The organism is Streptomyces sp. NBC_01717, from assembly GCF_036248255.1.
Taxonomy (GTDB): Bacteria; Actinomycetota; Actinomycetes; order Streptomycetales; family Streptomycetaceae; genus Streptomyces.
Window position 1 is genome coordinate 1489460 of the sequence record NZ_CP109178.1, and the last position, 26627, is coordinate 1516086.

At 70.2% G+C, this 26627-nt stretch carries 23 protein-coding genes and 1 tRNA gene; 13 read left to right on the forward strand and 11 right to left on the reverse strand.

Features of this window, described 5'->3' with window-relative positions; all coding sequences use genetic code 11:
• Nucleotides 1-135: 135 nt before the first annotated feature.
• From OHB49_RS06915 to OHB49_RS06930, 4 genes are all read right to left on the reverse strand, one after another.
• Entirely contained in the window at nt 136-600 is a 465-nt protein-coding gene (locus OHB49_RS06915) for a MaoC family dehydratase (RefSeq protein WP_329158769.1), read from the reverse strand.
• A 14-nt stretch (nt 601-614) separates the two neighbouring features.
• Nucleotides 615-2099: an acyl-CoA synthetase gene (locus OHB49_RS06920; RefSeq protein ID WP_329158771.1), complete on the reverse strand. Its 1485-nt coding sequence runs from the start codon at nt 2097-2099 to the stop codon at nt 615-617.
• Between the two features lie 337 nt (nt 2100-2436).
• Nucleotides 2437-3327: an amidohydrolase family protein gene (locus OHB49_RS06925; protein ID WP_443079499.1), complete on the reverse strand. Its 891-nt coding sequence runs from the start codon at nt 3325-3327 to the stop codon at nt 2437-2439.
• Nucleotide 3328: 1 nt separating this feature from the next.
• The gene (locus tag OHB49_RS06930) at nt 3329-4243 is read right to left on the reverse strand and encodes an SDR family NAD(P)-dependent oxidoreductase (protein ID WP_329158772.1); all 915 of its coding nucleotides are present in this window, start codon (nt 4241-4243) and stop codon (nt 3329-3331) included.
• A 141-nt stretch (nt 4244-4384) separates the two neighbouring features.
• On the opposite strand from OHB49_RS06930, the gene OHB49_RS06935 reads away from it, so the two are divergent.
• The 3 genes from OHB49_RS06935 (at nt 4385) to OHB49_RS06945 (ending at nt 5764) form a co-directional block, all read left to right on the forward strand.
• Nucleotides 4385-4840 carry a MarR family winged helix-turn-helix transcriptional regulator gene (locus tag OHB49_RS06935; protein WP_329158773.1) on the forward strand — a complete coding sequence of 152 codons (456 nt, stop codon included), beginning with the start codon at nt 4385-4387 and terminating at the stop codon, nt 4838-4840.
• A gap of 238 nt (nt 4841-5078) precedes the next feature.
• Nucleotides 5079-5261, forward strand: a complete 183-nt coding sequence (locus OHB49_RS06940) for a hypothetical protein (protein WP_329158775.1) — start codon at nt 5079-5081, stop codon at nt 5259-5261.
• A 20-nt stretch (nt 5262-5281) separates the two neighbouring features.
• Nucleotides 5282-5764 (forward strand): transposase family protein, encoded by a 483-nt coding sequence (locus OHB49_RS06945; RefSeq protein ID WP_329158777.1) that lies wholly within the window; start codon nt 5282-5284, stop codon nt 5762-5764.
• Nucleotides 5765-5767: 3 nt separating this feature from the next.
• Here OHB49_RS06945 and OHB49_RS06950 read toward each other — a convergent pair whose 3' ends face one another.
• The 3 genes from OHB49_RS06950 to OHB49_RS06960 all read right to left on the reverse strand — a co-directional run bounded on the left by OHB49_RS06950 (nt 5768) and on the right by OHB49_RS06960 (nt 9522).
• Nucleotides 5768-6364 (reverse strand): TetR/AcrR family transcriptional regulator, encoded by a 597-nt coding sequence (locus OHB49_RS06950; protein ID WP_329158779.1) that lies wholly within the window; start codon nt 6362-6364, stop codon nt 5768-5770.
• A 400-nt stretch (nt 6365-6764) separates the two neighbouring features.
• A tRNA-Pro gene (locus OHB49_RS06955) sits at nt 6765-6838 on the reverse strand.
• Nucleotides 6839-6888: 50 nt separating this feature from the next.
• Complete coding sequence (locus OHB49_RS06960) at nt 6889-9522, reverse strand: ATP-binding protein (RefSeq protein ID WP_329158781.1); 2634 nt, start codon at nt 9520-9522, stop codon at nt 6889-6891.
• Nucleotides 9523-9630: 108 nt separating this feature from the next.
• On the opposite strand from OHB49_RS06960, the gene OHB49_RS06965 reads away from it, so the two are divergent.
• Nucleotides 9631-10176, forward strand: a complete 546-nt coding sequence (locus tag OHB49_RS06965) for a DUF309 domain-containing protein (RefSeq protein ID WP_030973532.1) — start codon at nt 9631-9633, stop codon at nt 10174-10176.
• Nucleotides 10177-10275: 99 nt separating this feature from the next.
• On the forward strand, nt 10276-10650 hold the full coding sequence (locus OHB49_RS06970) for a hypothetical protein (RefSeq protein ID WP_030973530.1): 375 nt from the start codon (nt 10276-10278) through the stop codon (nt 10648-10650).
• Nucleotides 10651-10665: 15 nt separating this feature from the next.
• Here OHB49_RS06970 and OHB49_RS06975 read toward each other — a convergent pair whose 3' ends face one another.
• Genes OHB49_RS06975 through OHB49_RS06985 form a run of 3 tightly spaced genes read right to left on the reverse strand, consistent with a single transcriptional unit; the run spans nt 10666 to nt 14802 of the window.
• Nucleotides 10666-11901 (reverse strand): FAD-dependent oxidoreductase, encoded by a 1236-nt coding sequence (locus OHB49_RS06975; RefSeq protein WP_329158787.1) that lies wholly within the window; start codon nt 11899-11901, stop codon nt 10666-10668.
• Nucleotides 11898-13331, reverse strand: coding sequence for an FAD-dependent oxidoreductase (locus OHB49_RS06980; protein WP_329158789.1), 1434 nt, complete (start codon nt 13329-13331; stop codon nt 11898-11900). Before OHB49_RS06980 ends, OHB49_RS06975 begins: the two co-directional genes overlap by 4 nt.
• Before the next feature lie 37 nt (nt 13332-13368).
• Nucleotides 13369-14802 (reverse strand): FGGY family carbohydrate kinase, encoded by a 1434-nt coding sequence (locus OHB49_RS06985; RefSeq protein WP_329158791.1) that lies wholly within the window; start codon nt 14800-14802, stop codon nt 13369-13371.
• 438 nt (nt 14803-15240) lie between these two features.
• Between OHB49_RS06985 and OHB49_RS06990 the strand changes: the two genes are divergently transcribed.
• Both OHB49_RS06990 and OHB49_RS06995 read left to right on the forward strand, forming a co-directional pair.
• A complete protein-coding gene (locus OHB49_RS06990; protein WP_329158793.1) occupies nt 15241-16248 on the forward strand; it encodes a hypothetical protein in 1008 nt (335 codons plus the stop codon).
• A gap of 65 nt (nt 16249-16313) precedes the next feature.
• Nucleotides 16314-17843 carry an amino acid permease gene (locus OHB49_RS06995; protein ID WP_329158795.1) on the forward strand — a complete coding sequence of 510 codons (1530 nt, stop codon included), beginning with the start codon at nt 16314-16316 and terminating at the stop codon, nt 17841-17843.
• Nucleotides 17844-17932: 89 nt separating this feature from the next.
• Here OHB49_RS06995 and OHB49_RS07000 read toward each other — a convergent pair whose 3' ends face one another.
• Entirely contained in the window at nt 17933-18700 is a 768-nt protein-coding gene (locus OHB49_RS07000; protein ID WP_313940326.1) for a sulfite exporter TauE/SafE family protein, read from the reverse strand.
• Between the two features lie 375 nt (nt 18701-19075).
• On the opposite strand from OHB49_RS07000, the gene OHB49_RS07005 reads away from it, so the two are divergent.
• The 6 genes from OHB49_RS07005 to OHB49_RS07030 all read left to right on the forward strand — a co-directional run bounded on the left by OHB49_RS07005 (nt 19076) and on the right by OHB49_RS07030 (nt 26585).
• Entirely contained in the window at nt 19076-20245 is a 1170-nt protein-coding gene (locus OHB49_RS07005) for a substrate-binding domain-containing protein (RefSeq protein ID WP_329158797.1), read from the forward strand.
• 101 nt (nt 20246-20346) lie between these two features.
• Nucleotides 20347-21714, forward strand: a complete 1368-nt coding sequence (locus OHB49_RS07010; RefSeq protein ID WP_329158799.1) for an ABC transporter substrate-binding protein — start codon at nt 20347-20349, stop codon at nt 21712-21714.
• A gap of 55 nt (nt 21715-21769) precedes the next feature.
• Nucleotides 21770-22762 carry a carbohydrate ABC transporter permease gene (locus OHB49_RS07015; RefSeq protein ID WP_329158801.1) on the forward strand — a complete coding sequence of 331 codons (993 nt, stop codon included), beginning with the start codon at nt 21770-21772 and terminating at the stop codon, nt 22760-22762.
• A complete protein-coding gene (locus OHB49_RS07020; protein ID WP_030973507.1) occupies nt 22759-23634 on the forward strand; it encodes a carbohydrate ABC transporter permease in 876 nt (291 codons plus the stop codon). Before OHB49_RS07015 ends, OHB49_RS07020 begins: the two co-directional genes overlap by 4 nt.
• A gap of 36 nt (nt 23635-23670) precedes the next feature.
• Nucleotides 23671-24702, forward strand: coding sequence for a hydroxyacid dehydrogenase (locus tag OHB49_RS07025; RefSeq protein WP_329158802.1), 1032 nt, complete (start codon nt 23671-23673; stop codon nt 24700-24702).
• Nucleotides 24699-26585, forward strand: coding sequence for a DUF2264 domain-containing protein (locus OHB49_RS07030; protein WP_329158804.1), 1887 nt, complete (start codon nt 24699-24701; stop codon nt 26583-26585). Before OHB49_RS07025 ends, OHB49_RS07030 begins: the two co-directional genes overlap by 4 nt.
• The last annotated feature ends 42 nt before the right edge of the window (nt 26586-26627 follow it).

Below are 26627 nucleotides of genomic sequence, written 5' to 3' on the forward strand. Positions count from 1 at the left end.
GTACCCCGACCCTCGCGGCCTGGCGACGGTGGAGACAGGGCTGGTGGCGGGCCGGCAGACCGGCGGGAGGAGCCCGGGGCTGGTCGTCGCCTCCCGCCCGCGGCCCCGGGGCACGCTCCTCCCACCGGCGGGGTGCTACGCGTAGTGACGGAAGATGGCCTGCGCGACGCAGGCCGGCTTGTCGGCACCGTCGATCTCGATGGTGAAGGCCAGGCGCATTTCCACGCCGTTGCCCTTGACGTCCTCGACCGAGTCGACCACGCCGTGCAGACGCACCTTGGCACCCACCTTCACGGGGTGCGGAAAACGCACCTTGTCGAGGCCGTAGTTGATGCTCATCGAGGTTCCCTGAATGGTCAGCAACTGGTTGAAAAGAGGAATGATCAGGGACAGTGTCAGGTAGCCGTGAGCGATGGTGCCACCGAAGGGGCCGTCGGCGGCACGAGCGGGATCGGTGTGGATCCACTGGTGGTCACCGGTGGCGTCGGCGAAGGTGTTCACCCTTTCCTGGGTGATCTCAAGCCACTCGGTACGGCCGAGCTCGGTGCCCGCCAGGGCCTTGATCTCGTCGAGTCCGGTGGCGGTGCGCAGGGCGGTCATGACAGGGAACTCCTTCAGTTGGATGTGCCGAATTGTTCGCGGATGCGGTGCTTGAGCAGTTTTCCGGCGCCGCTACGGGGCAGCGCATCGGCGACGACGACGGATTTGGGGATCTTGTAACGGGCCAAGCGCCCGTCGAGAGAGGCGATGATGTCGCCGGCCGTCGCCTCGGCGGCCGGGTCGAGGACGACGACCACGCGGGGCACTTCGCCCCACGTCTCGTCCGGGACACCGATGACGGCGCAGTCAATGACGGCCGGGTGGTCGTAGAGAGCCTTTTCGACCTCGGCGGGATAGATGTTCTCCCCACCTGAAATGATCAAATCCTTCACGCGGTCGACGATGGTGACGTACCCGTCCTCGTCGGTGCAGACGACGTCACCGGAGCGGAACCAGCCGTTGTGGAAGGCAGCAGCGGTCTCGTCGGGCAGATTCCAGTACCCGCTCATCACATTGGGTCCCTCGACCAGCAGTTCACCGCGTGCGGCGTCGTTGCCGTGGGCATCGACGACACGGATGTCGCTGAAGAAATGCGGCAGACCTGCTGTGCCGGTCTTGTCCAGAGCGTGCTCGGCGTCGAGCAAGCAGACGCCGGGCGAGGACTCCGTCATGCCGTAGCCCTGGATGAAACCGAGACCGCGTTGCTGGTAGAGGCGGACCAGGCCTTCGGGAACCGGCGCGCCGCCGCACAGCAGCATGCGCAACGACGACAGGTCGGCCTCGGCGAACCGGGGTTCCGCGGCGATCTGCTGGAACATGGCCGGCACCCCGAACAACACGGAGACGTGGTGCCGTTCGATGAGGTCGAGGGTGCGGCTCGGTGAGAAGTGTTCCTCGATGACCAGGGTGCCACCCTTCAGGACGGTGGGCAGACTGGTCATGTTCAGTGCCGCGGTGTGGAACAGCGGAGCGGACAGCAGGGTCACGTCCCCGGTGACGAAGTCGCCGTCGACCAGGGTGTTGAAGCTGTTCCAGGTGAGGTTGCCGTGGGTCAGCACGGCTCCCTTGGCGCGGCCGGTGGTGCCCGACGTGTAGAGGATCATCGCGTTGTCCTCAAGGCCGACCACGACATCGAGCGGCGCGTCCGAGGAGCGGGCGAGGGCCTCCTCCAGGTTTTCGTCCACGCTGACGGTCTGCCGGACACCGCTGGAAGCCGCGAACTCCTCGTAGGAAGGCGAGTGCACCAGGACACTCGCCCCGGAGTCTGCCAGACAGTGCCGCAACTCCGGCTGCGCCAGACGGGTGTTCAGGGGCAAGAAGACGGCACCGAGCTGGCCGCTGGCGAAGAGCGTTTCGAGGAAGGCGGGGTGGTTGGGTCCCAGGAACGCGACGCGATCGCCGGGGCACACACCAAGACTGCGCAGGTGGTGGGCCAGACGCGTGGTGCGGTCGTGAAGTTGCGCGTAGGTGCGCCGGGTGGCGCCGTGGACGAGAGCCAGGTGGTCCGGGGACTTACGGGCGCGTCGCGCGGTCCAGGATCCGATGCCGTGGTTGCGCATGCGGGTGCCGTGCCTTTCGGATGTGGTCGGACGAGCCGGTCAGGAAAGGAATGGTGAAGACGGACGGCTCGGGGAGGTGTCGGATGAACCTTTGGCTCGGGAGCCGGTGGTGCCGCGGTTCCCAGCGGGGCTCCACAGGGCAGCCCGTCGCCTGCTACGCCGCGCAGGACCCGGCCGGCAACGGCACGCCTCGACGCAGCCGCGGAGTTACTGCCGTCGCCTCGACGCGTGCGGCAAAACCTACGGAGCCACGCCCCGCTCGCGGCACCGGCCCCGTACCGCGACAGGGTTCCGGCACGGTACGCCGGAGACAACACGAACCGGCCTGAGACGGCGGTCAGTCCTGAACCAGACCGAGCAGTCGCGCCGCATTGTCCTTGAGGATGCGCGGCCGAACCTCAGGCTTGATATCGAGCTTGTCGAAGTCGCTCAACCATCGGTCCGGAGTGATCACCGGATAGTCCGACCCGAAGAGCACCTTGTCCTTCAGCAGCGTGTTGGCGTACCGGACGAGCTGCGGCGGGAAGTACTTCGGGGACCAGCCGGACAGGTCGATGAAGACGTTCGGCTTGTGCGTCGCCACGGCCAGAGCCTCGTCCTGCCACGGAAAGGACGGATGGGCCAGGATGATACGCAGGCCCGGGAAGTCGGCCGCCACGTCGTCGATGAGCATGGGATTGGAATATTTCAGGCGGATACCGCCGCCTCCCGGCACACCGGCACCGATACCGGTCTGACCGGTATGGAAGAGGGCGGGCACGCCCAGTTCCTCGATGGCCTCGTACAGGGGGTAGGCCATCCGGTCGTCCGGCGAGAAACCCTGCAGACTCGGGTGGAACTTGAACCCCCGTACGCCGTACTCCTGAACGAGACGCCGGGCCTGACGCACCCCCGCGCTGCCCCGCCACGGGTCGATCGAGGCGAAGGGGATGAGTACGTCCGCATGGTCGGCGCAGCTCTCGGCGACTTCTTCGTTCGGGATCGGCGGGTGCCCCAGCGCGTGCTCGGCGTCGACCGTGAAGACGACGGCGGCCATCCGGCGCTGCCGGTAGTACTCCGCCATCTCGTCGATGGTGGGCTGGCGGTGTCCGTGTGCCGCGAAGTACTTCTCGGAGGCGGCCATGAGTTCAGGACTGAGCGAGGGATGCCCCGTCCGCGACACCTCCGCATGCGTGTGCACATCGATCGCGGTGAGCTGCTCCGGGTCGATTGCGATGGACGCAGGCATGTCAGGCTCCCGTCGGCGGCTGGGGGGCGGGAATGCCGCAGCTCTCCGGTTCCGCCCCGATGCCGCCGTCCCAGTCATGGGCGATCTCCTCGGCGGACCAGCCGCCGTCACGCAGCATCACCCCCTTCTCCTTGGGATGAGACCACAATGCGAGGCGGTCTCCGCCGGCGCCGATGGCCTGTCCGGTCACACCGCTGGAGGCGTCGGAGGCGAGGAAGGTGACGAGCCCGGTGACGTCGTCGACCGTGCCGAGTCCTTCGTCCTTGCGCATCCAGTCCGGCAGGGGCGCACCGGTACGTTCAGCCTCTTCGATGGCGGGCGCGAAGACCGGAATGGTCTTGGTCATCTCGGTGGCGGCGACCGGGATGACGGCGTTTACGGTGATCTGGGCCCGGGCCAGTTCCATGGCCCACGTGCGCGCCATGGCCACGATGCCCGCCTTGGCCGCCGCGTAGTTGGTCTGTCCAAAGTTCCCGCGCTGCCCCGCAGGCGAGCCGATCAGAATGATGCGTCCACCCTCACCCTGCTCGCGCATCCGCACAGCTGCTGCCCGGGCACAGGTGAAGGTGCCGCGCAGATGGACACGCACGACGTCGTCGAAGTCGTCGTCGGTCATCTTCCACAACACCCGGTCGCGCAAGATGCCGGCATTGGTGACGAGGACGTCCAACCGCCCGAAGTGCTCCACCGCCGCGGAGACCAGCTGTTCGGCCGCGGCGGTGTCACCGACGGCAGCCGTCACGCCGACAGCCTTGCCGCCGGCCGCTTCCACCGTCTTGACCGCAGCCTCGACCGCCTCCTCTTCTACGTCGTTGACGACAACGGAGGCTCCGGACGCGGCAAGCGCCCGAGCATATGCGAGACCCAGCCCGCGTCCGCTGCCGGTGACGACGGCGACCTTCCCGATCAAGTCCATGACTACCGACCCTTCATTGACAGGATTCCTGGCAAGCGCCAGTTTTTCGATCAACAGGAATCCTGTCAATGGGCTAGAGTGGCTCTTCTACACGGGGCATGCCACGAGCGACCCTCAGGGCAGCAACACCGGGAGGACGCCGTGCCGAAAGCAGTCACACCGACGGCCCGCCAAGAGGAGAAGGACCTTCCGTCGCTCCTCTACCTGGTCAAACGCACCGAACTTGTCGTCCGGGCCCGGCTGGACGAAGTGCTCAAGCCGTCTGGCGTGACCGCGCTGCAGTACACGGCGCTGACCGTGCTCCATCGGCACGACGGACTGACGGCCGCCCAGCTCGCGCGCAGCTCATTCGTCACCGCCCAGTCCATGGCGGACATGGTCCGCACCCTGGAAGCCTGCGGGTACGTCGTCCGCCGCGCCAATCCCACCAACCGGCGGGAACTCCTCATCGGCTTGACCGAGCTCGGCCGCCGGCTCCTTGCGGACCATGAAGAACCCGTACGCGAGCTGGAGCGGCGAATGACGGACGGCCTCACCCCGACGGAAACCGCCCAACTACGCAACGCGCTCACCCACGCCTGGCATCAACTGTCCTGACCCCGCTCCTGCACGTGTGCGGGGTCCTGCAGCACCGCAGGACATCGAAGCCGCAACCTTCGCAGACAACGGCCACTGCCTCACCGGTTCTCCACGCGGCCCGCACCGGCGCGAACAGCTCTTCTTCGCTTTCCTGCCGAGCCGTTCACCCGTGATGGCAAAACCGTCGGTCACCGTCAAGCGACCTCGGGGCTGACCATTCCCTGCGTGTCGATGACGCGACCTGCATGGGTGGCTGTTGGAAGTCATCGAGCTGCTGTCGGCCCGCTCTCCATACCTGGACCGCGCCCTGAAGGAGATCGCCGGGAAGGGTGGAGCCGTCATGCTGCTCGACGGCACCCTCGTGCGCACCCGCAGACGCACCGGGAACGAGAGCCGGCCGAACTACTCGGGCAACCACCACTGCTGTTCCTCGCCCTGACCGACAAGCACTGCAACCTGGTGTGGATCTCGGCGGCGAAGCCGGGGCGCTCCAGCGTTCACCACCGCCCTCCACAAACAGGATCAGCGCCCAACCACGGGAAGGCCGGCCTCAGGGTGTTGGCCGACCTCGGCTTCACCGGCCTGGACGACGACACCGACGACCCGGTCATCATCACCGGCCGCCAAGCCACCCGAGGCCACCCGGTCACCGCCGCTCAGAAAGACGCGAACCGACGGGTGAGCCGCGAACGCGCGCCGAACGAGCACAGCTTCGCCGACGTGCAGAACTGGCGGATCCTCACCAAGATCCGTATGAATGCCCGACACGCGACCACACTGCTGCGGGCCCTGCTCGTACTGACGAACGCGGAGATCAGACGCCGACCCGGCGTGGCCGATGATCTCCGCGAGACGATCACCGCAGCCACCAGCGTCAGTACACCCTCACCAGCTCACGCGAGCCCCGTGACCTGCAACTTCAGGATGAAAAGTTCCCATTGAGCCTCAGGGAGCCGCGAGCAGCCCTTCCCCGTCGGTGGAGATGTCGCGCAGGAGCCGGTCCAGGTGCACGTGCACAACGCTGACAAGGTCGAACGCCCTCCCACTCGCCAGCCACTGAAGCCGGATGCCCGCGTCGACCGCGAAGCACTCGCGGGCCAAGGCCACGTCGTTCACGCCCGGCTTGAGTTCGCCGGACTCGGAACCGGCGCGCAGGTTCGCGGCCAGCCGACGGACACCGCTCTCCTGCCACCCGGAGAAGAGGGCGTGCGCAGGATGGTCCGGGCTGATCGCCTCGGCAGCCAGTACGACCTCGAGCTCAATCATCCCGGGCTCGCGCAGATTGTCCTCGATGGCCTGCAGGTAGCTGCGGAAGACCTCCCTGGCGCCGGCGGAGGCTGAGACTTGCATCCAACGCTCGTCCTGACGCTGGAACCAGTACTCCACGACGGCGAGAAGCAGCTGCTGCTTGTCGCGGAAGTGGTGCAGCAGCCCGGCGTCGGTGATCCCGGCGTCTTCGGCGACCCGCGCCAGCGAGGTCCTGCGGTACCCATCGCGCCCGAAGCGGTTCAGGGCGGCGTCGAGGATCTGCGCGCGCCTCATCTGCCCTGTCGCGTAGCCGGCCGCATTGCGTGAAGCACGATATTCGTCATGGCTCCACTACAACACCTGGGAGGACCGGATCCACGGCAGCACCACCTCGCGATCATTGCCACTGCTACGGCACCGCACCTGGCCTCAGCCGGCGAACCAGAACGTGGGCACGAACACAGGCCAGTGCCAGTCGGGGTTTGGAGGTGCGCGGCCGTGGTGGCATCTGCCCGCAGAGAGCGGTAGATCTCCTCAGGTGCGAAAGGCGTGACGCACCTTGACTGGGTCAAGGTGCGCTTCAAATCGGTCAAGTGCGCTGGTCCCCAACTGGTCCCCAACTGGTCCCCAGAAGCGGCCGAAGGGCCGCTTCAGATTACCTCTGAAACGGCCCCTGACCTGCGACTCTTACGAGTCGGGACGACAGGATTTGAACCTGCGACCCCTTGACCCCCAGTCAAGTGCGCTACCAAGCTGCGCCACGTCCCGCTGCGGTTCCCCCTGGCGTTCCCAGGCGGCCGCGCAGGACAAACATTACCTCACTCCGCCGACCGGATCGACGCCCGTGCCTGGTGGGCGCGGGTGGCGAGCGATTCGGCGCCGCACGCGGTGGCCAGTTTCTGCGCCCGGGCGAGCTCCTTCGGGGAGCGGATCGCGATGCCGTAGTCGAAGCGGGCCAGGGCATGTTCGTACGCGGACGGGGAGGCCTCCAGGTGCCGGACCGCGTCGGCGAGCAGGTGCTGGGCGTCCTCGGGGCGGGCGAACAGCGAGACGCAGCGCAGCGCCTCACCGATCGCGGTCTCCGTGCCGAACCTCTCCGCGTGCACCCGGGCCGAGGTCGCGAGTTGGGCGGCGCGGGCCGGGTCGTCGTCGGCCAGGGCGCGGGCGAGATCGCCGGCCCAGGGGGCCCAGATGCCGTTGAACCTGCCACGCGGTTCGAGTGCCTGGCCGGCCGCTTCGAGTTCGGTGACGGCCTCCTTCGTACGGCCTTCGGCGAGCAGGAGACGGCCCCGGACGCACGGCGCGTCGGGCAGCACCATGGCGCTGGGGTAGGGCAGCCCGAAGTGGTACCTGTCAGCTATCGTGCGCGCCTCGGAGACGCGGCCGCGGGCCAGCAGGGTGTCGATGAGCAGGCAGGCGGCGTCCCAGTGGACGGGCAGACCGCTGCCGACACGGTCGGCGAGCCGCAGCCCTTCGCGCAGAAAGCCCTCGGCCTCGGCCAGTCGGCCGCGACGGCGGTGGACCAGGCCGAGGAGGGTGTGCGCGAATGCGAGGTGGGCGCCGCTCCAGCCGGAGATCTCGAAGGCGCGCACTGCCTCGCCGAAGAGTTCCTCGGCCCGGTCGAGCTGGTCGGTGAAGGCATAGGTGATGCCGACCAGGGTGGGGAACTCGAAGCCCCATTCGGTGTCGGTCCAGCCGAGACCGCGGGCGGGGCGGCCGTCGACCAGGGCGCGTTCGCAGAGGTCGATGACGAGTTGGGAGTTCTCGCCGCGCAGCATGGCGTCGAACGCGCGGATGGTGAGCAGGGCGCGTTCGGCGTTGTCCTTGCCGGTGAGGTGGTCGGCGTTGCGGGCGAGCCGACGGGAGCGGCCGGGACCGTCGTCCTCGGCGGCCTGCATGCCCTCCCACATGAAGTGCGCGGCCTGGAGGCGCATCTGACCTGGGCCGGGGGCGGTGCGTCCGGCCTCGGCGGCGAGGGCCAGTGCGGCTTCCTTCAGCTGGTTGTTGTGGGAGAGGGCCGCGGCCAGCCGGAAGGTGGCGTCGACCCGTACGTCGTCGTCGAGTCCGGGCAGATCGAGGGCGGCGCGCAGATGCTGGACGGTGGTGGGCGGGGAGCTGAGCAGCGTGGCGCAGCCCAGTTCGTACAGCAGCGTGGCGCGCACCTGATGGCGCGGCGGTTCCCGCAGGGCTCGCTCCAGGCAGCGGCGCGCGGCCTCGGGTGCGCCGACGGCGAGGTGCTGGCCGGCTGCTTCACGGAGTTGCTCGACCAGCTCCTGGTCGTCGTCCGGGTGGACTTCGAGGAGGTGGCGGGAGGCCGCGGCGGCGCCCAGTCCGGCCCTGGCGATCGCCCAGGCCGCCCGGCCGTGCATGGCGGTGCGGGTGGCCGGCGGGATGGAGCGGTAGACGGCGGTGGCGATCAGCGGGTGGACGAATTCGAGCGGATCGAAGCCGCTGACGATACGGGCGTCGCGCAGCCGCGCGGTGCAGTCGGCGGCCTCGGCGGGGCTCATCCCGGCGAGGGTCGCGGCCAGGTCCTGGGAGATGTCGGTGCCGAGGACGGCGGCGGCCCAGGCGAACCGGTTGGCGTTGGTGCCGAGCCGTTCGAGCCGGGCGACGAGTCCGCTGCCGCGGGCCGAGGCGCCGAGTTCGCGCAGCAGCCCGGCCGACTCCTCCAGTGGCGGCAGTTCGCGGTCCTGCACCTTGGCGACGAGTTCGACCGCCTCGTACGGGTTGCCGCCGGTGACGGCCCACACCTCGCGGCAGAACGGATCGTCGGCGTGGTCGCCCAGCGCCGCCCTGACCAGTTCGGCGGTGGCGTCGGGGGTGAGAGCGCGCAGCGCGACCCGGACCTGCGCCGGGTGTCCGCCGCCGTTGCCACCCTCCGCCTTCCGCGCCGCCAGCTCGTCCGGGCGGTGCGCCTGGACGACCAGGACGGGCAGTTCGCCGAGGCGCGCGGTGAACGAGGCCAGCCAGGCGAGGGATTCACCGTCCGCCCAGTGCGCGTCGTCGACGATCAGCAGCAGCGGACGGTGGCTCAGCCGTGAGGCGAGCCGCGCGACGACCCAGTCGATCCCGTCCCGCACACCCTGCGGATCGGGCTGCGGGCCGGTGGGCTCGGCGAGCCCGAGGGCGGGCGCGGCGATCTCGTACCAGGCCCCGAACAGACTCCTCACCTCGTCGGGCGGGAACTGGTCGAGGGCGGGCTGCAGCAGTTGACGTACGACGTGGAACGGTACGGACGTGACCGTCTCGCCGCCGCGCGCGGACCAGACGGTGCAGCGGTCCGCCGCCAGGGTCTCGATCTCGGCGAGCAGTGCGGTCTTACCGATGCCTGCCTCGCCACTGAAGATCAACAGCCCGCCGACCGCCTGGGCGCCGCACAGGGCATCCACGGCTTGTGCGGCGGCAGCGAGTTCCGGATCGCGCTCGTACAGCGGCCGGGACGGCTTCATGCCTACCCTCCCCATAGTGGTACGGATGACTCCCGACACTAGTCGTGCGCGGGGGCCCACCGACAGTGGTTCGGACAGTTCGTCGCAGGTGCGGGGCACAATCGAAGGGTGGACGAGACTCACAGGGACCGCGACGCCGAGGGCCGGGCGCGCAACGCGCGCCCCCGGGACGGGCTGGGGCGCCCGCTGCCGTACGGGACGCCGGGAGTGGAGCGGCAGCCGGAGGGGGTGATCCGCTCCCCCGACGAGACGCTGCGGGAGGCGCAGCGGCTGCTGGACGCGGGGATGCCGTTCCATGCGCACGAGGTGTTCGAGGATGCGTGGAAGTCGGGTCCCGAGGAGGAACGGGAGTTGTGGCGCGGGCTGGCACAACTGGCGGTGGGGCTGACGCATACGGCCCGCGGCAATACGACGGGCGGGGCGCGGCTGTTGCGACGGGGTGCGACGGCGCTCGCGGAGTGCGCGCGGTCCGGCGGGTTCGTGGAACCCGGGGAGTTCGGGGACGCGGTGCCCTACGGGATCGGGGTCAGTGGACTGATCGACTGGGCGCAGGAGCTGGCCGGGCGGGTGGAGACGGCGCACGGGCAGGCGGCGGACGCGCAGCCGGTGGATGCGGCCGAGGAGGCGCCGTGTCTGCGGCCGGAGCGCCGGTAGACCGGTGAGGCGGCGGGCCGGTCGGCTGCGACCATTTTTCGGGCTCCCCTCGCCCGGACCGGCGAACACGGCGCCTCGAAGCTATTACCATCCCGCGTCATGAGCACTTCTGACCAGGACCAGTCCGTGGACACTCCGATACCCGCCCCCGACGCCGGTGCAGCGGCCGAGGTTGAGGCCGAGACCGAGGCAGAGGTTGAGGCAGAGGTCGAGGGCCGCAGACTGACACCGCGTCAGGCGAGACGGCTGCGGATCGCCCTCTCATCGGTCGGCATGGTGGCGATGGCGGTCGTGCTCGGGCTGCGGATCGCGAGCCGGTCCTCCGTTCTGGTGGTCGGGGTGTACGGGCTCGCACTGATCCTGTGCGGGATCGTGATCGAGCTCAGCCGCAACGGCCGGACACGGCTGGGCAGTTGGCTGCTGGCTGTGGGCCTGGTGGCGGCGATCGGTTCGGACTGGCTGCTGATCCCCTGACGCCGCAGCGAGGGCTCAGTGCACCGTGATCCGCACGGTTCCGCCGTGCGGATCCACCCGGTCGAGCCAGTCACCCCGCAGCCGGAACGACCGGTTCGGTACGGCAGGCAGCAGCAGCCGCTCCCGGTGGAGTACGCGTCCGTCCTGGCCGACGACGAGGAACGGGCGGAGCAGCCGCCGGCCGGTGCGCAGGGTGAAGCGGCCGTTGAGCGGGCGGCTGCCGTCCAGGGCGACGAGGTTCGGTGCGATCCATTCCAGCGGGGCGTCGACGGCGAGCGCCGGACGGCCGGTCGGCCACGGATCCGCTGCCAGGTGACGCAGTACGGGAGCGGCCACGGCCCGGCCCTCGGCGGCCGCGGTCCCCGCGCTCTCCACCGCGTGCAGCAGATTGCCGACGGCGAAGACACCGGTCGCCCGGGTGCGGTACGAGGCGTCGTACGCGGGACCACGGGTGCCGGGGTCCAGGGTCGCCCCGCCGCGCCGGGCCAGCTCGTGGTCGGGGATCCAGTCCCCGGTGAAGACGACGGTGTCGCAGCGCAGGGTCGTGGTCCGGCCGTCGCGGTGGCGCAGTGCGACCCCGGTGAGCCGCTCCCGGCCGGTCAGTCCGGTGATGGTGGCGTCGGTGAGGAGCGGTGTGCGGTGCCGTGGGCGCACCGGGACGGCGGGCAGCGGGGACGGCGGCTGGTCGGTGACCAGGGCGACCACGTCGAGGCCGGCCACCCTCAGCGTGTCCGCCGCGGCGTGGCTGACGGGTTCGTGGCCGATGACGACCGCTCGCGTACCGATCCGCTGCCGGAAGAGGTGGACCGCCTGCTGGAGTTCGCCGGTGGTGTAGACGCCGGGCGGGCGGGTGCCGGGGACGAGCCGGGCACTGCGCGGGCGTTCGCGCGCGCCGGTGGCGAGGACGACGGCGCGCGCGGTGATGCGTTCGAGTCCGGTGGGTCCGGTGATGTCGAGGGTGCGGGGTCCGGCCCAGCCGGTGACGGTGACGGAGGTACGGAGGGTGGCTCCGGCCCGGACAGCCGCGGCGACGCACTGCTGTGCGTACACGGGCCCGATGGCCCCTCCCCCGATACGGCCGGCACCGAATCCGCCGTGGAAGCAGTGGCGCGGGATGCCGCCCGCGGCCTGTTCGCGTTCCAGGATCTCGACGTGGCCCGCGCCGGACGCGGCGAGTTCGGCCCCGGCGCCGAGACCGGCCGGTCCCGCCCCGACGACCAGGACATCGACGGTCCGCTCGCGCCGGGTCATGGCCGGGCCTCCTCGATCAGGGCACGGACCGCGGCCCCGCAGTAGAACCCCTGGCAGCGTCCGCCGCCGGCCCGGGTCCGGCGCCGCAGCCCGTCCTTCGACCGCGCCGGGATCGTACTGGTCAGCGCGTCCCGGATCTCGCCGGCGGAGACCCGTTCGCAGTGGCAGACGAGGGTGCCGTACGCCGGGTCGGCGGCGATCAGCTCCGCGCGCAGGTACGGGCGGGGGAAGGCCTCACCGAGCTGGGGCATGGTCAGCGGCGGCAGTTCGGCCGGCGCACCGAGGTCGAGGCCGGTGCCGGCGAGCAGTTCGGTGACGTACGCGGCGATGGCCATGGAGGCGGTGAGACCGGTGGAGCGGATACCGCCGACGGCGACGTACCGCTGGTCGGGGTAGGCCCGGATGCGGTAGTCCTCGTGACCGGTGGCGGCGCGCATCCCGGCGTAGACGGCCGTGACTTCCTCCTCGAGCAGCCCGGGCAGGATCCGGCGGCCCTTCTCGCGCAGGAGCGCGAGACCGTCGGCACTGGATCCGGTTGCGGTCTTGTCGTCGAGCTCTTCGGCGGTCGGGCCGAGCAGGACGTTGCCGAAGACGGTCGGTGCCACCAGCACGCCCTTGCCGGCCTCGGTGGGTACCGGCAGCAGGATGTGGTCGACGAGATCGCGGGCCAGCTTGTCGAAGACGATGAGCTGGCCACGGCGCGGAGTGACGGTGAAGGCGTCGTGGCCGAGTTGCCGATCGAGTTCATCGGCGTACAGACCGGCGACATTGATCAGGTAGCGGGTGCTCAGCGGGCCACGCGTGGTGATGAGGGTGTGGACGTCCTGGCCGCTGTCGATCTGCCGGACCCGGCAGTTGAGGTGGAGATGGACTCCTGCGCGCACGGCCTGGGTGGCGTACGCGAGGGGCGTCGTCCAAGGGCAGATGATGCTCTCGTCGGGGATCTCCAGCGCGCCGAGCGCACCCGGGCCCAGATGGGGTTCGCGGGCACGCAGTTCGTCGGCGTCGATGATGCGTGCCGCGTGGTAGTCGTTGCGTTCCGCCTTGGCCGCCAGGGCGGGGAGTGCGGCGAGCTGTTCCTCGTCCCAGGCGACGAGGAGGGCGCCGACGCGCTCGACCGGGATGCCGGTCGCGACGGCGTACGCGGCGAGTCTGCGTTGCCCGTCGCGCACGAGGCGGGCCTCCAGCGAGCCGGGCACGGCGTCGAAACCGGTGTGCAGGATCGCGGTGTTGGCCTTCGACGTGCCGTTGCCGATGTCGTCGGATCCGTCGATGAGGGCGGTACGGAGCCGATAGCGGGCCAGTTCGCGGGCGACGGCGGTGCCGACGACTCCTGCGCCGATGACGGTGACGTCGTACGTCGTCGCATCCCCGTCGCCGTCACGCAGGCTGTGGGCCAGGGCTCCGGTCGCGGTGATCGTCGGTGTCATGTCGTCTTTCCCGGGCCGCGCCGGTCGCGGATGCCCGTCATGCCCGGTCCAGCAGGGTCTCCACCGCCGCGCGGAACCGGGCGAGGCGTTCGGCGGCCTCGTCCGCGCCGATCCGCGGTTCGTACACGGCGGCCGGTTCCCATGCGGGTACCGCCTGGTGGAGCGGCAACTGCGGGTCGAGGCCGAGGCGGGCGACGGCCCCGACGCCGAGTGCGGTGACGTCCGGCAGTGCGGACACCTCGACCGGCCGCTGCAGGAGATCGGCCTGGGTCTGCATGAGGAGCGCGGAGCGGGTCAGGCCACCGTCGACGCGGAGCGAGGTCAGGGGTCCGCCGAGGTCGGTGGCGACGGCATCGGCGAGTTCGACGACCTGCGCGGCGATGCCGTCGCACAGGGCCCGCACCAGGTGCCCCGCGGTGGTTTCCAGGCCGAGGCCGGTGACCGAGCCGCGCAGATCGCTGCGCCACCAGGGTGCGGCAAGTCCGGCGAGCGCCGGTACGAACGTGACCGTGCCGGCATCGGGGACGGTGGAGCCGACCGGGTCGAGGTCGGCGGCGCCGGAGATCACTCCGAGGTCGGTGAGCCACCGGACAGCGGACGCGGCGGTGTACACCTGCCCGTCGAGGCAGTAGCTGGTACGTCCGCCGAGCTGCCAGGCGACACAGCTGACCAGCCCGGTGGAGCCGCGGCGTGGCGTGGGACCGGTCTGGGCGAGCAGGAAGGCGCCGGTGCCGTAGGTGCATTTGGCGGTGCCCGGCTCCAGGGCGCCCTGGGCGAGGAGGGCGGCCTGCTGGTCGACGAGCAGTCCGGTCAGCGGGAGTTCACCGCCGAAGACGCGCGTCGCACCGACGGGCCCGGCGGCGTCGACGACGGACGGGAGCCGTTCACCGGAGAGGCCGAAGATGTCCAGGGCGGCGGGTGACCAGCCGACCCGGTCGAGATCGAGCAGCTGGGTCCGTCCGGCGGTCGCCGCGTCCGTGACGAACGCCCCGGTCAGCCGGTGGACGAGCCAGGCGTCGCTGGTGGTGACGACGCCTTCGCGGGTCAGTTCACGGCGGATCCAGGCCATCTTCGGGGCGGCGAAGTACGGATCGAGCGGCAGCCCGGTGAGTTGTTTCAACTCCTCTTCATGTCCGGCCAGTTCGGCGCAGAGCGATGCGGACCGCCGGTCCTGCCAGACGATGGCGTCGGTGAGCGGCCGCCCGGTCGCGGGATCCCAGGCGAGCACGGTCTCGCCCTGGTTCGCGAGTCCGACGGCGGCCACCGGCTCACCGGCTTCGCGTACCGCCTGCTGTCCGGCGTCGACGACCGAGGCGAGCAGCTCGGCGGGGTCGGCCTCGACCGCTCCTCCGGCGCCGTACCGCGGCCGCACCGGGGCCGATCCGGAACCAATCACTCCGCGCTCCGGACAGACCACCAGCGCCTTGGTGCCGGAGGTGCCCTGGTCCACGGCGAGTACCGGGCCTGTCATCGACACTCCAGCTGTGCGGAAGCTCTGCGGCTTGAACGGAATCGTGATCACTGGTCGCTGACGCACAGAGTGGTGCAGACCACCGCGTACGTCAAGCGCCGCCCGCACCCCGAGGGAACGACCGGATGGTGGTCAACTCGCCGTTGTTTCGAAGGACTTGAGTAAGATCCGCGAATCGGCCAGGTGGTCGACACCAGGCGTTCTACACTCACCGCCGAGCAACACCCCCACACCCCACAGCAGTTCGTTCTCCAACAGCTGCTACACCCCCCACGTGCTTGAGGATTGATGGGACCGACACGCTTTCCGGTGCACCGACATCACGGTCGCCGGGTCTTCCGCCTTCGCATGGCTGTACCGCCTCCGGGCGGCGAGACGTGCTGAGAACACCTCCGATCCGCCCCGTCCGGCCCTCTCGCACGGGAGCGGGGCGAGCCCATGGCCAACAGTGACTTCCGGCCGGTCTATCACCCTGCCGGACATGACAACGAGTTACGTGCCGCGTTACAGGACCTGCGAACCGGCCGCTGGGTCTCCATGCGCAATCTTTTGGAGAGCACCCCGGACTGGGCGCTGTGGACCCAGCGCACCCAGGTGCTCGGAGCGGTCGCCGCGGGATCTGACGCGGTACAGGCCTGGCGGGTCGAGGAGCCCGGGAGTGTCGTAGCTGTCGTGATGCACGCACGGGTTGTCGTGGAGCGGACGGTACGTGCCCATCGCGAGGGCCATCACCGGGCGCAGGAACTGTGGCAGGAAGCCTGGGAGGCCTGCGAAGCCGCCGCGCACGCCACCCCGACCGACCCGGTGCCATGGGTGTGCCTGCTGGCCCTGTCCCAGCTGGACGAGGAGCAGCGACTGAGCGAGCACCGGCTGCATCCGCCGGGGCCGATGCTCTTTCCCGGTCCGTGGGGCCTGCTGGCCGAGGCCGACCGGCGCGATCCGGGCAACCGCGAGGCCTACCACCGGATGCTCCAGTTCGTATACGCACGCAAAGCCGGCAGCACCCTCTCGGAGGCGGTCAATTTCGCACAGTGGGCGGCCTCTTCGGCGCCCGACGGCTCCGCGCTCCATGTCCTGCCGCTGTACGTGCGGGTCGAGCGGTACCGCCGCGAGCACGGTCAGGAGAAGGCGCTGGACCTTCACTGGGTCACCGAGGACGCCGAACGGGATGCCGAGCGCGCCCTGCGCCTGTGGTTCCACCGCACGGATCCGGCCGGACATTCCCTGCTCGACGTCAATCATCTGGCCCACGCACTGTGGGGCTCCCTGCGGTTCGCCGACGCGGTCCCCGTGTTCCGGGCGCTCGGGCCGTACTTCACCACGCTGCCCTGGTCCCACCGCACCCGCACTCCCCGTGACCCCTCGGCCGCCGAGGACGTGTTCCTGCGCGCCCGGGGCCGCTGTCTCGCCGCAGCACGCGAACCGGGACGCGGACCGCACGGCTGAGTCCACCGAGCCATCGCCCCGCAGCAGACCGATCCATCCCCGTCCCGCTCATGGAGGTTCCTGTCATGTCCATATCCACCTCGGCCCAGCCGGGCGCGGAGGCCACCCCCCAGAAGGACGAGGAGCAGCGGCTGCGCGAACTCGGCTACCAGCCGGTGCTGGCCCGCCGCATGGGCGGCTTCGGCAACTTCGCCATCAGCTTCTCCGTCATCTCGATCCTGTCCGGCTGCATGACCCTGTACGGCTTCGGCATGTCGACCGGCGGACCATCGGTGATGCTGTGGGGCTGGGCGGGCGTCGGCCTGTTCGTGCTCTGCGTCGGCATGGCGCTCGCCGAGGTCACCAGCGCATACCCGACGTCCGGCGCGCTGTACTACATGGCGGACCGGCTCGGTGGCCGCAAATGGGGCTGGTACACCGGCTGGCTGAATCTACTCGGCCTGCTCGGCGCCATCGCGGGCATCGACTACGGCGCCGCGCTGTTCACCGGTGCGCTGATGAACCTGCAGTGGGGCTTCGACCCGACACCCGGCCACACCATGATCATTTTTGTCTGCATCCTGCTGGTGCATGCCGTGCTGAACCTCTTCGGGGTCCGCCTCGTCAGCGTTCTCAACTCGATCAGCGTGTGGTGGCATCTGGCCGGTGTCGCCGTGATCGTCGCCGTGCTGGCGATCGTCCCCTCGCACCACCAGTCGCCGTCGTTCGTCTTCACCGAGTTCGTCAATGACACGGGATGGCAGAACCCGCTCTATGTGGCGGCGATCGGTCTGCTCCTCGCGCAGTACACCTTCTGCGGTTACGACGCCTCCGCCCATCTGTCGGAGGAGACGTCGAACGCCTCGGTGACGGCGGCCCGCGGCATCGTCCGCTCGATCTGGGTCTCCTGGATCGCCGGGTTCGTGCTGCTCGCCGGTCTGACGTTCGCGATCCAGGACTACGCGGGCACCCAGGACACCGCCACCGGTGTCCCGCCCGCCCAGATCCTGATCGACGCGCTCGGCACCTCGGGCGCCACCGCCATGCTGCTGATCGTGATCGCCGCCCAACTGTTCTGCGGCAACGCCGAGGTCGCCGCGGCCAGCCGGATGGTGTTCGCGTTCAGCCGGGACAACGCGCTGCCCGGTTCGGCGCTGTGGCGCAAGGTGAGCGCCCGCACCCAGACACCCGTGAACGCGGTGTGGCTGTCCGTCGTCGTGGCCGGCCTGCTCGCGCTTCCGTCCCTGTACTCCGCGACCGCGTACGGTGCGGTGACCGCGATCAATGTCATCGGCATCACGCCCGCCTATGCGATCCCGATCTTCCTGAAGCTGCGTGCGGGTGACCGCTTCCAGCGCGGCCCCTGGCACCTGGGCCGCTGGTCGAAGCCGATCGGCTGGATCGCCGTGGTGTGGGTGGCGATCGTGACCGTACTGTTCCTGCTTCCGCAGTCGTCGCCGGTGACCATCAACTCGATGAACTATGCCTCGATCGCACTGGTGGCGGTACTGGTGCTGGCCACCGTCTGGTGGTTCGTCGCGCGCCGTTCGTACGGCACGCCGTCCGCGTACGGGAACGCCCGTGAGCAGGCGGAGATCGCGGCGGACATCGTCTGACGCGACGGCTGTCGCGGTCTCTTCGGGTGCCCTTCAGGCCCTCCTGGACCCTCGGATCCGGGAGGGCCTTGCCGTGCCGCCGGGTGCGCTCAGCCCACGAGCAGCTGGAGGCCGCCGAGCACGGTCGCGCCGATCACCAGTCGTTCGAAGAGCTTCTGGTTGATCCGGTCCACGCACTTGCGGCCGATATAGGCGCCGGGAATGACGAACAGCAGCATCGCGGCGTCCAGCAGCAGTGACTGGGCGTCGATGAGGCCGAGGCCCACGCTGAACGGCACCTTGGAGGTGTTGACGATCAGGAAGAACCACGCCGACGTGCCAAGGAATCCGAGCTTCCGGAAACCGGCCGAGAGCAGATAGAGCGACATCACGGGGCCGCCCGCGTTGGCGACCATGGTGGTGAAGCCGCCGAGCACTCCGTACGAACGGGCCTTGAGCCGGCCCGTCCGGGACGGGCGGCCGGACTCCTCCGGAGGCTCCTTGCCCTCGGCGCCCGAGCGGCGCCGCCAGACGGTGACGCCCGCCATGAAGAGCAGAATCGCGCCGATCGACGTCCTCACCGCGTCGTCGTCGGCCCACATCATGAAGAGCGTGCCGGCCACCACGCCCACGGCGACGGCGGGGAACAGCCGCAGCAGCGTCGGCCAGTGCGCGTGTCTGCGGTAGGTGAGGACGGCGAGCACATCGCCTGCGATGAGGATCGGGAGCAGTACCCCGGTGGACTCGCGGGCCGGGAGCACGGCCGCGAAGACCGCGAGACTGATCGTATTGGCACCGCTGACGGCCGTCTTGGAGAAGCCTACGAGTGCGGATGCCGCGGCCAGCGCCGCCAGTTGCCAGAGTGTGAGGGTGTCCATGCCAGGAACAGATGGTAGTCGCACCCATTTTCGGGCCGCGGTCGAGTCCCTTGTTCAACGCCCGGCTTTGCACCGGCTCATCCGATGTGTGGTCACACGGCTCACTCCATCACCGGCCTTCCCCAGCGGCCTCTGAGGTGTGCCGGCCGTCCGCCGGGTCGGGAACCACTGCGCCTCCCACGTCACGGGGAGGGCGACTCGCAAAGATGCCCCGGTGTCTGAGGGGCGTATGGGGCGACGATCTTCGGCCATGGAGGCCATGAAGCCCTCGGACGCCATGGACGGCGCGGGGGTGATGGTTATGCTGCGACCAAAGCGCGCACGCGAAGCGTTCAAACGAACAGTGCGCCAGCGGTACGGCGAGAGGGCAACAGCATGCGGGAGCCGGTTGAACTCAGACGTCAGCGAATCCTGTCGGTGGTGCAGTCGCGGGGTGCCGTCAAGGTCAGCGTGCTCGCCGCCGAGCTGGATGTCTCGGTGGTCACGATCCGGCGGGACGTGGAGGAGCTGACCCGGGTGGGGAGGCTGCGGCGCGGACACGGGGTGGCCCGTCCGGTGGTCGACGCGCCGGAACCCACCACGGTCCCGGCGGCGCGGACCGAGGAGCCGGCCGGGGACGGCGCCGCGGTGGCCCTCGTCGTACCGGAGCGGCATTCGTACCTGTACGAGACGCTGCACGGCGCCCGGACCGTGCTGGAGGAGTCCGGGATGCGGATCGCCCTGCACATCGCGCCGCAGTCGGCAGGTGCCGAACGGCCGCTGGTGGAACGGGCGCTGGCGGACGGGGCCCGCGGGCTGCTGATCGCCCCCCGGTGGCGCAACGCGGGCTCGGAGGAGCTGGACTACGGCTGGCTGGCGGAGGTGGGGGTGCCGACCGTGCTGATGGAGCGGCGGCCCCGGCCGGGCAGTGCGCTGCACGCCCTGGACTCCGTCTGTTCCGACCACTGGTACGGGACGCATCTGGCCGTGGACCATCTGGTGTCGCTGGGCCACCGCCGTATCGTCCTGGCCGCCCGCGACGACAGTCCGACGGCGCGCACCATCCGGACGGCGTTCGCCGAGATCGCGGCGGCCCGTCCGGAGGTGGAGGACTGGTCGACGGTGCTCAGTTCGCCTGCGGCGGTGCCCGGCCCCGGTCCGCAGACGCCCGGCGCACCGGCCGAGGCCGCGCCCGCTTTCGATCCCGACGGCGACGCCACGGCGGTCGACCTTGCCGCACTGCTGCGCGAACGGGGCGCCACGGCAGCCGTGCTGCACGGCGATGTGGACGCGCTGATGCTGGTGCAGCGACTGGCGGAGGGCGGCGTCCAGGTGCCGCGGGACTGCTCGGTGGTGGCGTACGACGATGTGGTCGCCGCGCTGGGCAGTACGCCGCTGACCGCGGTGGCGCCACCGAAGGCGGAGATCGGACGGGCGGCGGCCGAGTTGCTGCTGTACCGGCTGGCCGGGACCGCCGGCGCAACCGGTCCGGTGCGCAGGACGGAATTGCTGCCCACGCTGAAGATCCGCGGTTCGGCACAGCCGATTCCCATTCCCGAAGACTGATCGTTTGACCGCTTTAATTTTCTTCTGAGCGATCTATTGACCCGTACCGATCAGCCGATCAGGATTCCCGTGTCTCGAATCAGGAGCCGCGGGAGGCACCCATGCCTGGTCGACAGAGCCGTCGATCCGTGCTCGCCTCGATCGCCGCCCTGCCGCTGACGGGCGCGCTCAGCGCCTGCAGCAGCAGTGACGGCGCATCGAAGTCGGGCAGCACGAGCAAGACCAGCACCATCAGCAGCAAGGGCGCGAAGCGCGCCACGCACATCACCTTCTGGTCTGCCCTGCGCGGCAGCCAGGAGGTCGTGGACGCGTTCAACCGCACCCACGACCGCATCCAGGTCGACTTCCAGCAGATCCCCACCGGGGGCCAGGGAGGTTACGCCAAGCTCAGCAACGCCTTTCGGGCGGGCAACGCGCCGGACGTCGCCACCATCGAGTACCCCCAGGTTCCCGGCTTCGCCATCGACGGTGTCGCCCGGGAGCTCACCGATCTGATCGGCGACGGACTGCGCGCCAAACTGCTGCCGCAGGCGCTCGGGCTGACCACCTTCGAAAAGCGTGTCTTCAGCGTGCCGTTGGACGTCGAGCCGATGATGATGCACTACCGCACCGACCTGTTCCAGCAGTTCGGTCTCGAAGTGCCGCGCACCTGGGACGAGTTCGAGGAAGTGGCCCGGACCGTCCGCCGCCAGGCCCCGGACCGGCGACTGGCGACCTTCGCCACCGACGGCGCCATGCAGTTCGCGGCGCTCTCCTGGCAGGCTGGCGCCCAGTGGTTCGACACCTCGGACGGTGCCTGGAACGTGTCGCTCGCCGACGAGCCGACCCGCCGCGTCGCGTCGTACTGGCAACGGCTGATCGACCAGGACCTGGTCTTCATGAACGCCGTGGACAGCAGGCAGAGCGACGCCCAGATCAGCAACGGCCAGATCCTCGTCCGGCTCAGCGGCGCCTGGGACGCCGGGGCGCAGATGAACGCCCGGCCCGCCCAGAAGGGCCAGTGGGCCGTGGCCCCGCTCCCCCAGTGGGATCCGGCGAAACCGGCGATCGGCACCCACGGCGGCTCCACGTTCGCGGTCACCAAGGACAGCCGGCACCCGGAGGCCGCCCTGGAGTTCATCGAGTGGCAGGTGTCGCACCCGGACGCACTGCGGGCCCGGCTCTCCAGTGGCAGCAGCAGCCAGTATCCGGCCGCCCCCGGTCTCGTCGCCGTCGGCCGCAAGGCCTTCGACCGCAGCTACTACGCGGGCCAGGACATCTACACGGTGTTCGAGGAGGAGGCACACAAGATCCGCGACGGCTGGATCTGGGGACCCCGGATGACCGCCACCGCAAAGGTGATGCAGGACGGCTTCGCCCGGGCGAGCGGCGGCCAGGGCTCGCTGATCGACGCGGTGCGCGCCGCCCAGCAGGGCACCATGCCGGACCTCAAGGCACTCGGCCTCGCCACCACCGAGCGCAGCAGCTGACACCGTTCGCCACCCCTTCCCCCCATTCCCAGCAGCAGAGAGGCAGGTGAGACGCATGACCACCCCCGCTTCCACCCCCACGGTCGCCCCTGTGCGGCCGGCGAACGCCCGGTCGGCCGCCGTGCCCGCGCGCTCCACCCGCAGGTCGGCCCGGCGCCGTGAACTCGGTGCCTGCGGCGCCCTGATGACACCGTTCTTCGTACTTCTCGTCACGGTCTTCCTGATCCCCGTCGGAACGGCCGTCTGGCTCAGCTTCTTCAGCGACGACCAGCCTGGGCTCGGCTTCGGTCCGGAGCGCACGGTCTTCGTCGGACTGCGCAGCTATACGGCCGTGCTCACCGACCCGACATTCCTCGGCAGCCTGGCCACCGTCTTCCTGTACTGCCTGATCTATATTCCGATGCTGGTGATCGCCTCGCTCGCACTGGCGCTGCTGCTGGACTCCGGGGTGGTACGGCTGCGCTCCTGGGCCCAGCTCGGCCTGTTCCTGCCGCACGCCGTGCCCGGCATCATCGCCGCCGTCATCTGGCTGTATCTGTACACACCGGGGCTCAGCCCGGTGATCGACCTGCTCGGCAGCGCCGACATCACCATCGACTTCCTGGGCGTGCACACCGTGGTGCCGTCCATGGTGAACATCGCCCTGTGGAGCAATCTCGGCTACAACATGGTGGTCTTCTATGCCGCCCTGCAGGCCGTGCCCCACGAGGTCATCGAGGCCTCGGTCGTCGACGGGGCCGGACCGGTCCGTACCGCGCTCCAGGTCAAGGCGCCGCTGGTGCGCTCGTCCATCGTCATGGTCGCGATGTTCACCCTGATCTTCGCGCTCCAGCTGTTCACCGAGCCGATGCTGCTCAGCCAGTCCACCCCGATGATCAACTCGCGGTTCTCGCCCAGCATGTACATCTACGACGCGGCGTTCACCCGTAACAACTACGGGCTGGCCGCTGCCGCCTCGGTCGTCCTGCTGATCTGCACGATCGCCCTCTCCTACGGCGTCACCCGCTGGACCAACCGCGCCAACGCCCCCGAGGAGGACGCCCGATGAGCGCGACGAGCCCCACCCGTACCGCCGCCACACTGCGGCCCCGGCTTCTCGGCCGCTCCGTCGTCCAGGTCGTGGTGGGCATCTCGGTTCTGTACACGCTGCTGCCGGTGCTGTGGCTGGTGCTCGCCGCGTCGAAGGACCGGGACGCCCTGTTCGGCAGCGACGTGCTGTCGCTGAACCACTTCGCCTTCGTACAGAACCTCAAGGACCTGTTCGCGATGGACGGCGGACTGTACGGCCGGTGGTACGGGAACAGCCTGCTGTACGCGGTCCTCGGCGCCGCGCTGGGCGCCCTCGTGAGCATCGCCTGCGGCTACGCCTTCGACAAGTACCGCTTCCCGCACAAGGAGAAGCTGTTCGGCCTGGTCCTCGCCGCCGTCATGGTGCCGCAGACGGTGCTGGCCCTGCCGCTGTATCTGATGGCGTCCGGCACCGGGCTGGTCAACACCTTCTGGTCGGTCTTCATCCCGGTGCTCTTCAATCCGTTCGGTGTGTATCTCGGCCGGATATTCAGTCAGGGGTACGTGCCGAACGAAGTGCTCGAAGCGGCGCGTGTGGACGGCGCCGGCGAGCTGACCACCTACTTCCGGGTCGCGCTGCGGATGCTGGGACCCGGCCTGGTCACCGTCTTCCTCTTCCAGCTCACCGCCATCTGGAACAACTTCTTCCTGCCGATGGTGATGCTCTCCGACCAGGACCTGTATCCGGTCAGTCTGGGGCTCTACACCTGGAACAGTTCCGCCACCGTGTCCCCCGAGTACTACCCCGTCGTGATCATGGGCTCGCTGCTCGCCGTCCTCCCGCTGATCCTCGCCTTCGCACTGCTCCAGCGGTTCTGGAAGTCGGGGCTCACCGCGGGCGCCGTCAAGTAGCCGGGCCACCCGGACCACTTCCGTACCAGGAGCAAGATGTCCAGCACCACCCGCACCGCAGCCCGTCGGCCGCGCGCCGTCGTCGCCATGAAGCCGGATGCCGCGGCCGCCGTCCTCGCCCCCCGATCTCTGGCCGCACTCGCCGAGGTGTGCGCCCTCGCACCACTGCCCGTCCTCGACGACTTCACCACCGACCGTGCCCGCGCCGCGCTCGCGGACGTCGAACTCCTGGTCACCGGCTGGGGCTGCCCGCCGCTCGACGAGGTCGTGCTGGCGGCGGCTCCCCGGCTGCGCGCCGTCGTGCACACGGCGGGCTCCGTCCGCGGGCACGTCACCGAGGCCTGCTGGGACCGGGGCATCGAAGTGTCCTCGGCCGCCGCCGCCAACGCGCTGCCGGTCGCGGAGTACACCGTCGCGATGATCCTGCTCTCCGGCAAGCGGGCTCTGGAGCGGGCCCGCGACTACCGGGCCGAGCGGCGCCGTGACGACTGGCTGCGGACCTCGCCCGAGGTCGGCAACTACGGCCGCACCGTGGGCATCCTGTCCGCCTCGTTGATCGGCCGGCGCGTCATCGAGCTGCTGCGCCCGTACGACCTGCGGGTGCTGCTGCACGATCCCTACGTCTCCACGGCGGACGCCGCCGAGCTGGGTGTCCGGCCGGTCGAACTCACTGAGCTGTTCGCGCAGAGCGATGTGGTGAGCGTCCACACCCCGCTGCTGCCCGCCACCCGCGGGCTCGTCAGTCGTGAACTCCTCACCTCGATGCGCCCGGACGGTGTGCTCATCAACACCTCGCGGGGCGCCGTCGTCGACCAGGACGCGCTCACCGACGTACTCCGGCAGGACCGGATCCGCGCAATCCTCGACGTCACCGACCCCGACACGCTGCCGTCCGCGCACCCCCTGTGGGAGTGCGACAACGCCCTTATCACTCCGCATCTCGCGGGCTCGCAGGGCAACGAGTGGCAGCGACTGGTCGACCTGGCGGTCCGCGAGATCGGCCGCTGGGCCGCGGGCGACGGTTTCGCCCACCCCGTACGACGCGAAAGGCTGGCATTCCTCGCATGACCTCCCCCCTTGAACTTCCCTCCGACGACCGAGACCTGAGCCCGCACACCGGCTACACCCGGGCGCACTGGGAGGCGGCGGCGGACGGGCTGCTGCGGGCCGCGTGGCAGTGGTCGACACCCGGGCGCGCGCTGCTGGACCTGCCGGGCCGACCGTCCGGATCCGGGGTGCGCTCGGACGGCCTGGAGGGCTACGCCCGTACGTTCCTCGCGGCGGCGTTCCGGGTCGCGGGCGCGGACGGGAAGGATCCGCACGGCTGGCTCGACCGGTACGCGGACGGACTCGCCGCCGGTACCCGGACGCCCGGCCGGGACGATCTGGAGTCCTGGCCGTGGATCCTCGACCACCATGTCCAGGGCCAGCCCATGGTCGAATCCGCCTCGGTCGCCATCGGGCTGCGGCTGACCCGCCCCTGGCTGTGGGACCGGCTCGACCCCGGCGTCCAGGACCGGGCCGAGGAGTGGCTGCGCGGTGCGCTGCGGCACACCCCCGCACCCAACAACTGGTACCTGTTCCCCTACTCCGTGGCCGCGTTCCTGGAGTCGGTCGGCCGCGGCGACGCGGAGACGACCCGGGCGAAGGAGCGGGCGCTCGACCTGCTGGAGGGCTGGTACCGAGGACAGGGCTGGTACGCGGACGGCGACGGCGCCGCCTTCGACCACTACAACGGCTGGGCGCTACACCTGTACCCGGTACTGGACGCGCATCTGTCGGGCGACCCCGAGCTGTCCGCGCACTACGGCTCCCGGTTGCGCGAACACCTGGACAGTTTCTCGCTGCTGTTCGGCGGCGACGGCGCGCCGATCCATTTCGGCCGCTCGCTGACCTACCGCTTCGCGGCCGGTTCGGCGGTCGCACTGGGCGCCGTCACCGGGCACACCCCGCTCTCCCCCGGCGCCTCGCGGCGGGTGATCAGCGGATCGCTGCGCTACTTCCTGGACCGCGGTGCGACGGGCACGGACGGGCTGCTGAGCCTGGGCTGGCACGGCCCGCACGAGGCGACGCTGCAGCACTACTCCGGCCCCGCGTCCCCGTACTGGGCGTCCAAGGCGTTCGTCTCGCTGCTGGCCTCGGAGAGCCATCCGCTGTGGACCGCGACGGAGGAACCCGCGCCCAGTGAGGGCCCCGACCGGGTGCTGGCGCTGCCCGCGCCCGGTCTGCTGATCCAGTCCACCCGGGCGGACGGCATCGTACGGCTGCACAACCACGGCAGTGACCATGTCCGGCCGCACGAGGGCGAGTCGGGCGTGCAGGACGATCCGCTGTACAGCCGCCAGTCGTACTCCACGGTGACCGGCCCCACGTCGAAGGTGAACGCGGCGGACAACCATCTGGCCGTGGTCGTCGCGGGGGCGCGCAGCGGCCGCCGCAGCATCCGCGCGCTGGGCGCCGGACAGGGTGACGGCTGGGGCTGGGCCGCGTCCTGGCACCGTCCGGTCTTCACGTCGGGTGCGCCGATGGTGCCGGGGCTGCGGGTCGAGAGCGTCACGGTGGTCCGCGGGAGGTACGAGCTGCGGGCGCACCGGGTGCTGGGCGCGCCGGCCGGGGCACGGGTCGAGCAGACGGGCTGGGCGACCGGCCCGGACGACGCCGTACGGTCCGCGCTGCACGGACTGCACGGCTGGGAGACTTCGGACGAGGTACGGGCCCCGCAGGGCACGGCGTACACCCGCTGGGCGGTGGTGCCCCGGCTGGGCGCGGACGCGGAGGGGACAGTCCTGCTGGTGTCCCTGTCGTCCCTGACGGCGGAGCCGGACGCCACGGCGCTCGCGGCGGCGGTGAGCGCGGTGAACGTGGACGGTGACACGGTCGAGGTCGGCTGGGCGGAGGACGGGGCGACGACCCGGATCGACTTCGAACCGCTGAAGGTCGAGCACCGCTGACCAGCTGTCCGCCGGACGGTTTCATGGCCGTCCGGCGGACGA

What these genes read in the sequence shown, in the direction of transcription:
- OHB49_RS07000 (WP_313940326.1), bottom strand. Translation starts at nt 18,700, where the DNA reads ATGGACACCCTCACACTCTGGCAACTGGCGGCGCTGGCCGCGGCATCC.
- OHB49_RS07010 (WP_329158799.1), top strand. Translation starts at nt 20,347, where the DNA reads ATGCCTGGTCGACAGAGCCGTCGATCCGTGCTCGCCTCGATCGCCGCC.
- OHB49_RS06920 (WP_329158771.1), bottom strand. Translation starts at nt 2,099, where the DNA reads ATGCGCAACCACGGCATCGGATCCTGGACCGCGCGACGCGCCCGTAAG.
- OHB49_RS06985 (WP_329158791.1), bottom strand. Translation starts at nt 14,802, where the DNA reads ATGACAGGCCCGGTACTCGCCGTGGACCAGGGCACCTCCGGCACCAAG.
- OHB49_RS07020 (WP_030973507.1), top strand. Translation starts at nt 22,759, where the DNA reads ATGAGCGCGACGAGCCCCACCCGTACCGCCGCCACACTGCGGCCCCGG.
- OHB49_RS06925 (WP_443079499.1), bottom strand. Translation starts at nt 3,327, where the DNA reads ATGCCTGCGTCCATCGCAATCGACCCGGAGCAGCTCACCGCGATCGAT.
- OHB49_RS06975 (WP_329158787.1), bottom strand. Translation starts at nt 11,901, where the DNA reads ATGACCCGGCGCGAGCGGACCGTCGATGTCCTGGTCGTCGGGGCGGGA.
- OHB49_RS07015 (WP_329158801.1), top strand. Translation starts at nt 21,770, where the DNA reads ATGACCACCCCCGCTTCCACCCCCACGGTCGCCCCTGTGCGGCCGGCG.
- OHB49_RS06915 (WP_329158769.1), bottom strand. Translation starts at nt 600, where the DNA reads ATGACCGCCCTGCGCACCGCCACCGGACTCGACGAGATCAAGGCCCTG.
- OHB49_RS07005 (WP_329158797.1), top strand. Translation starts at nt 19,076, where the DNA reads ATGCGGGAGCCGGTTGAACTCAGACGTCAGCGAATCCTGTCGGTGGTG.
- OHB49_RS06960 (WP_329158781.1), bottom strand. Translation starts at nt 9,522, where the DNA reads ATGAAGCCGTCCCGGCCGCTGTACGAGCGCGATCCGGAACTCGCTGCC.
- OHB49_RS07030 (WP_329158804.1), top strand. Translation starts at nt 24,699, where the DNA reads ATGACCTCCCCCCTTGAACTTCCCTCCGACGACCGAGACCTGAGCCCG.
- OHB49_RS06990 (WP_329158793.1), top strand. Translation starts at nt 15,241, where the DNA reads ATGGCCAACAGTGACTTCCGGCCGGTCTATCACCCTGCCGGACATGAC.
- OHB49_RS07025 (WP_329158802.1), top strand. Translation starts at nt 23,671, where the DNA reads ATGTCCAGCACCACCCGCACCGCAGCCCGTCGGCCGCGCGCCGTCGTC.
- OHB49_RS06950 (WP_329158779.1), bottom strand. Translation starts at nt 6,364, where the DNA reads ATGAGGCGCGCGCAGATCCTCGACGCCGCCCTGAACCGCTTCGGGCGC.
- OHB49_RS06980 (WP_329158789.1), bottom strand. Translation starts at nt 13,331, where the DNA reads ATGACACCGACGATCACCGCGACCGGAGCCCTGGCCCACAGCCTGCGT.
- OHB49_RS06930 (WP_329158772.1), bottom strand. Translation starts at nt 4,243, where the DNA reads ATGGACTTGATCGGGAAGGTCGCCGTCGTCACCGGCAGCGGACGCGGG.
- OHB49_RS06970 (WP_030973530.1), top strand. Translation starts at nt 10,276, where the DNA reads ATGAGCACTTCTGACCAGGACCAGTCCGTGGACACTCCGATACCCGCC.
- OHB49_RS06995 (WP_329158795.1), top strand. Translation starts at nt 16,314, where the DNA reads ATGTCCATATCCACCTCGGCCCAGCCGGGCGCGGAGGCCACCCCCCAG.